Raw genomic sequence first — 6,513 nt, forward strand, 5'->3', positions numbered from 1 at the left:
ATCCTACTCTATGACACGTCTAAAGGGCGGTAAGGCGTCCAACAAGGACTTGCCATAGCGTTTAGTGACTAACCGCCTATCTAAAATGGTGACTCGGCCATAATCTTGTTCTTTACGCAGTAATCTACCACAACTCTGAATAAGCTTACGTGAAGCATCTGGGATAGTCAGTTGCAAGAAGGGATTGCCGCCTTTGACTTTGACATATTCCGCATGGGCTTGTTCAACGGGTGAGGTTGGCACCGCAAAGGGCAGTTTAGTGACGATCAAGTTCGTCAGATAATCGCCGGGTAAGTCGAGACCTTCGGAGAAACTGCTGGTGCCGAACAATATGCTCGGTTCGCCTTTATCGCACTTAGCTTTATGATGTTCGAGTAACTGTTGCCGTGGCGCATTGCCTTGAATAAGCAGCTCAGTGGTGAGTTTACCTTCAAGTAATTCAACCACTTTTTCCATCTGCCAGTAGGAGGCGAATAACACTAAGGTAGCCATTTCTCCTTCAATCAGAGTGACGATTTGCTCGGCAAGTTCTGCCGTATAGGCATCATCCGTCGGCTCAGTGCGCATTTTGGGTAAATAAAGTGTCGCGTTATTGGGATAATCGAAGGGCGATTGTAAGGCTAAATAACGGCTGCCATCGTTGAGTGACAAACCGACTTGATGCACAAAATGGTCGAAGTTATTGAGTGCGCGTAGTGTGGCGCTGCATAACACTACCCCCGCGGCTTTTTGCCACAGCATGGATTCCAGCATAAAGCCGACTTCGATAGGCGAGGCGCTAAACAGATAATCCACTTGTTTACCTGTAATGAGCTCCACCCAGCGCGCCATAGGCGCACCTTTATGTTTATCTTCCTTGGCCATCATCCTCCACAATTTTTGTAGATTCTCGAGTCTTTGCAGCATAAATCCGGTTTCGGCTAACAGTGCTTCGGATTGATGTTTAGGAATGTCGCCATCTTTAATCGCCTCGGCCAGCAGTGACAGCATTTTATTAAACTGTTTGAGGGCAAGATTAGACGTTACAGCAAGGTTTTCAGCCAGAATGAGTAATGAGTCCGGCAGTTTGCCGTGTTCAAAACGCAGACGGTTTTCAGGATTAGCAAAGTGTTTAGTTTGGGTGTCGCAGTAGTGGGCCACTTGATTGAGCTGACTGATAAGATCGCCTAAGTGATCCTGCATCGCCTGCGCAGGAGCAATAATGTTGTTGCTCTTTATTTGGTTTTGCAACTTAGCGCAGGTTTTTCCAATTTTTTCGAGCCAGTCGCATGCGCCCCTCAGCGTGGCCTGCGCACTGGAGAAATCCCGCGCCACAATCGGTAAGTGATGTGCCTCATCGATAACATAAAACACGTCTTCGGGATCGGGCAAAATCACGCCGCCACCGAGCTCTAAGTCGGCGAATAACAAGCTGTGGTTGGCGATAAGTACGTCCCAAGTATCGACATCTTCGCGGGCTTTATGGAACGGGCAATTTCTGTGGCTGGCGACTTGACGATGACAGCTGTGTTTGTCGCAGGCGATTTGTTGCCACAGGTGATCGGGCAGCGGTACGGCTAAGGTATCGATTTCGCCATTCCAGCGACCTTCGTTATAGTCTTTTAACAGGCCATGCATCATAGCCACTTGGCTATTGTCAGGCTTAGTTTGCCACATGGCCATTTGTGTACTGTTGTCGTCACCGATGAGCATCGCCAGTTTCGAAAGACACACATAACGTTGTCGACCTTTGACTAGGCCAAAGCGGAAATTTAAGCCGGATTGCTCAAGGAAGAAGGGCAAGTCTTTATGCAGTAATTGTTCTTGCAGGGCAACGGTCGCGGTGGCGATACAGACTTTTTTCTTGCTCGCTAATGCCAGTGGAATGGTACCGAGAATATAAGACAATGATTTACCGATACCAGTCCCTGCTTCGACCACTATGATGCGTCTATCTTTGTCATAGTCGCCGGCGAGGGTCTTAGAGATTTCCGCCACCATATAGTTTTGTTCGCGGCGCGGCCTAAAATGAGGTAAGGCGGTAGCGATATCCTTATAGATGGCGCGGATCTGGGTTTTTACATTGTCAGGTAACATGCGTCACTACTTTATCGAATTAATGCTGTACATAATAACAGTGATTGCATAGCCTAAGAAACTTTTCTGCCATTTGGCGGCATTTAAATTGAGGAACCATCTAAATTGACAAGCTATGCGATTTGGGAATCCATGCGATGAAGCCAGAGGCTACCGCGGCCGTTAGTGTACAAGGTCGAGTCTTAACACGCCATGCGATTCATCGTAATGGGAGTTTAGTGTTGCAGTATTATCTGGCGACCGCCCAAGGCCCTGTGCTGGTGGAAGTGCAAGGCACTGAACACATTTGTTTTTGTCATCAAACGGATGTGGCGGCTTTACAGTTACAAACGCCGGGTCAAGCATTGCGGTTTGTGCCGTTAGCGCTCAAAAGCTTTAAAGGCGGCGCCGTCAGTGGAGTTTATGCTAAATCGAGCAACAGCTTACGTACCTTACAGCGCATCGCGAAAGATGCCGATATCCCTTTATTCGAAGCGGATATTCGGCCCGAACAGCGTTATTTAATCGAGCGGTTTGTAGCGCTAGATGTGGCATTTTTAGGGCATTTCTCTACGCCGACTAGCGACAGTCTTGAGGCTAACTCGCTGCCCGTGTTTATCGCCGAGCGGGCTAAGAGTATTGCCCCTTTAACGGCGGTGAATTTACGCTGTATCTCACTGGATTTTGAATGTAGCTTTGAGGGCTTACTCTATTCGGTGGCGCTATATAGTCAAGACAGTGGCCGAGACGAGGGGCAAGGCAGCCTCAAGCAGACTTATGAAAAAGTGATTATGGTGGGCGAAGTTGAATCAAACTCCCCCGAATATATTGAATGGGTGGCCGATGAAGCGGCGCTGATCCATCGATTAATCGCGTGGTTCCATGAGTTTGATCCTGACTTTATTATCGGTTGGTCAGTGGTGAGTTTCGATCTCGCTCTATTGTCACGCCGTGCATCATTACACCGTATTCCGCTCACCATTGGCCGCGGTGGCGCCAAGCTCGATTGGAAAGTTGACAATAAGTTTCGCCCAGAAACCTTAGTCTTACCGGGCCGTGTGGTACTCGATGGTATCGATTGGCTTAAAGCCGCTTTTTATCACTTTGAGCGTTTCTCGTTGGAATTTGTGTCGCGGCAACTATTAGGTGAAGGCAAGGCCATTCATAACGTCGATAATCGCGTTGAAGAAATTGACCAGCTGTTTAAGACCGATAAACAAGCTTTAGCGCATTACAATCTTACCGATAGCCGCCTAGTGTGGGATATTTTTACTCACACTCAATTGTGGGATTTTGCCCTCGCGCGTGCCGAACTGACAGGTTTAGAACTGGGACGGGTAGGGGCCTCAGTGGCGGCGTTTAATCATTTGTATTTACCGCATCTACATCGCGTGGGTTATGTCGCTCCAGCAGAGCCTGTGAGTCAGGGCATTGAAAGTCCTGGCGGCTACGTGATGGATTCTGTGCCGGGTCTTTATAAACACATCTTAGTGTTCGATTTTAAAAGCTTGTATCCCTCCATTATTCGCACCTTTTTGATCGATCCTAAGGGATTGATTGAGGGCTTGCAGTTGCCCGAGTCTGAATGTGTTGCGGGGTTTCTCGGCGGCCGTTTCAGTCGGCAACAGCCTATTTTACCTAAGCTAATTCAAACCCTATCCGAGCAGCGCGAAAAGGCCAAGCGTGAGCACAATGCGCCGTTATCCCAAGCGATAAAAATTATCATGAACTCGCTGTATGGGGTTTTAGGCTCTCAAGGCTGCGTGTTCCATGATGCCAAGTTGGCAAGTTCGATCACGATGCGCGGCCATCAAATCATGAAACAAACCCGCGCATGGATAGAAGAGATGGGCTATCAAGTGATTTACGGCGATACGGATTCGACCTTTGTGTGGCTTGGCAGCGAGCCTGATCTCTCAGACATTAACGCCTTAGGTAAATCACTAGCACAGGATATCAATGCTAAGTGGCAGGCTAAGATCTGTGTTGAACACCAAGTTGAGAGTTTTCTCGAGTTACAGTTTGAGCGGCATTACGAGCAGTTCTTTATGCCAACCTTAAGAGGCTCATTAGAAGGCAGTAAAAAACGTTATGTTGGCGCGTGGCGTAATACCAGTGATGAACTTGAGCTTACCTTTAAAGGTATGGAACAAGTGCGCAGTGATTGGAGTCCTTTAGCGCGCAAAGTCCAAGAGTCACTCTATGAGCGAATGTTTAACCAAAGGGATATCAGTGTTTATTTAGCCAGCGTGTTTGAAAAACTGCTTGATGGTCAGTTGGATAATGATTTGGTATTTCGTAAACGCATGCGGCGTAATATTGAAGATTACACGGCTAAATCTTCACCACATGTTAAAGTCGCCCAGCAACTATGCGACATAACAGGTGATGTCTCTTTTGGCAAGCGTGGGGCGCAAATTGACTACCTGATTACTGTAAATGGACCGGAACCCTTACTGTACAGAACGTCACCAATTGATTACCAATACTACATTGATAAGCAAATTGGCCCTATTGCAGAGCCGGTATTTTCGATAATGAAACTAAACTACATGGATATTGCGTCAAAGCAGTTGCTGTTAATATAGTGTTTTTAATGTTCTTTATGTGTTGCTATAGGTGGCGAATGTAGCGTTTTAACCTGTTTTGTAGAGGTTAACTGGTTTGTTTTTGTGATGTTAATCGACATATTCTTTAGGTTTCGCTTTGAGGGGATATTGAAAATTTGCTACCCTTTAAGCGGAAATTGTAAGGAAATATAACAACGGAATGACGTTGGCAGAACATAAACAAAAAAAGGTTAAGCACCAAATGAACAAGACGTTAGTAGCAACTGCGCTTGCAGCAATGTTTTTAGTACCATCAGTCTCGGCTATCGAGATCTATAAAGATAATAAAAATGCCGTAGAAATCGGTGGTTTTATTGATGCACGCGTGATCAACACTCAAGGGGAAACAGAGGTTGTTAACGGCGCATCTCGCATTAATTTTGGTTTTAATCGTGAGTTGACTGACGGTTGGAAAGCCTTTGCTAAATTAGAGTGGGGCGTAAACCCAGTGGGTAATAGCGATATTGTCTATAACAATCGCTTCGAATCTGTTCAAGAAGAGTTCTTCTATAACCGTTTAGGTTACGCAGGTCTGTCCCATGACACTTATGGAACACTCACTATCGGTAAGCAGTGGGGTGCTTGGTACGATGTCGTTTACAACACTAACTACGGTTTTGTGTGGGACGGCAACACTGCAGGTGTTTACACTTATAACAAAGATGACGGCGCGGTAAACGGCGTGGGTCGTGGTGATAAAACGGTCCAGTATCGCAACGCCTTTGGCGATGTTAGCTTCGCAGTTCAAGCGCAGTTGAAAAACAGCAGCTTCTATACCTGTGATTCAGAAGATATTACTCAACAAGCTTGTGAAGAGTTATGGAACAGCGGTGATCGTACAGCTCAACAAGTTGAGTACAACTACACTTATGGTGGCGCGCTGACCTATAAAGCCACTGATATGCTGACTTTAACTGCGGGTGTTAACCGTGGTGAGTTTGATGTGAGTTTTGGTAACGGCGAACAAACCACAGCGGTTGATCTTATCTACGGTGCAGGTATCACTTGGGGTAACTTCGATAACGATGGTTTATATGCTGCTGCAAACGTTAACAGACAAGAAAACCATGACACTGACAACATTGGTCGTTTGATCAAAGATGCCTATGGTATTGAAAGTTTAGTTTCTTACAAGTTTGACAATGGCCTACGTCCATTCATTTCTTACAACGTGCTTGATGCCGGTAAAGATTATGTCATCCAGCCAAACTTCAATGCCAAACCTACAGATGAGTTTAAGCGTCAGTTTGTCGTTGTCGGTTTGCACTTTGTGTGGGATCCAAACACAGTTCTGTACGTAGAAGCACGTAAAGATTACAGTGATTTTTCTGGGGAACATGAAGCCAGAATGGCACTTTCTGAATCTGACGGCGTTGCAATCGGTATCCGTTACACGCTCTAAGTTTCAGGTTCTTTGAAGTAAGAACCTTTTCAGATATTACCCAAAAAGCCAGTCAGCAATGACTAATGCCACTCGCTTAAGAGCGAGTGGCATTTTTACTTGGATATTTCACCGTTTTCTTTAGCACCACACGCGGGTCGCTGGGGCGCTTCCTCTTCGCGGGTAAAATCAACCTTTTGCCATTTCCCCTCAGTCGTTTTAAGTGCTGTGGGATCGCTCCTGGACTCCCTCTGTCGCTCCAACCAAACTCATCCTGGATTAAAAACAGGGCATTAATGAAACTTATCCTCTGTGGCTCAACTTTATGTTGTACAGCCATTGCGGCCATCTCTAGCCGAACAATATTGTAGGTCGTCAAGATCCCCCATAATTCTTGATACACCCCATCCTTCTTCTTACTGCGCAGGATAGGTTTATTTTCCAGTTGATATTGCTTCAGCTCGCCAT

3 protein-coding genes and 1 pseudogene are annotated in these 6,513 nt (G+C 46.3%); 2 read left to right on the forward strand and 2 right to left on the reverse strand.

The features are described from left to right. Nucleotides 1-3: 3 nt before the first annotated feature. A complete protein-coding gene (dinG, locus tag FW758_RS02360; protein WP_446444533.1) occupies nucleotides 4-2,076 on the reverse strand; it encodes an ATP-dependent DNA helicase DinG in 2,073 nt (690 codons plus the stop codon). Nucleotides 2,077-2,213: 137 nt separating this feature from the next. Between dinG and FW758_RS02365 the strand changes: the two genes are divergently transcribed. Continuing rightward, on the forward strand, nucleotides 2,214-4,643 hold the full coding sequence (locus FW758_RS02365; protein ID WP_446444534.1) for a DNA polymerase II: 2,430 nt from the start codon (nucleotides 2,214-2,216) through the stop codon (nucleotides 4,641-4,643). Nucleotides 4,644-4,866: 223 nt separating this feature from the next. Continuing rightward, nucleotides 4,867-6,066, forward strand: coding sequence for a porin (locus tag FW758_RS02370; RefSeq protein ID WP_446444535.1), 1,200 nt, complete (start codon nucleotides 4,867-4,869; stop codon nucleotides 6,064-6,066). Between the two features lie 76 nt (nucleotides 6,067-6,142). Here FW758_RS02370 and FW758_RS02375 read toward each other — a convergent pair. Further along, nucleotides 6,143-6,513: pseudogene (locus FW758_RS02375) on the reverse strand (IS4 family transposase); the annotation flags it as partial.

Source organism: Shewanella sp. 1180_01, assembly GCF_052850535.1.

Coding starts and splice junctions, on each gene's coding strand:
- FW758_RS02370 (WP_446444535.1), top strand. CDS start 4,867: ATGAACAAGACGTTAGTAGCAACTGCGCTTGCAGCAATGTTTTTAGTA.
- FW758_RS02365 (WP_446444534.1), top strand. CDS start 2,214: ATGAAGCCAGAGGCTACCGCGGCCGTTAGTGTACAAGGTCGAGTCTTA.
- dinG (WP_446444533.1), bottom strand. CDS start 2,076: ATGTTACCTGACAATGTAAAAACCCAGATCCGCGCCATCTATAAGGAT.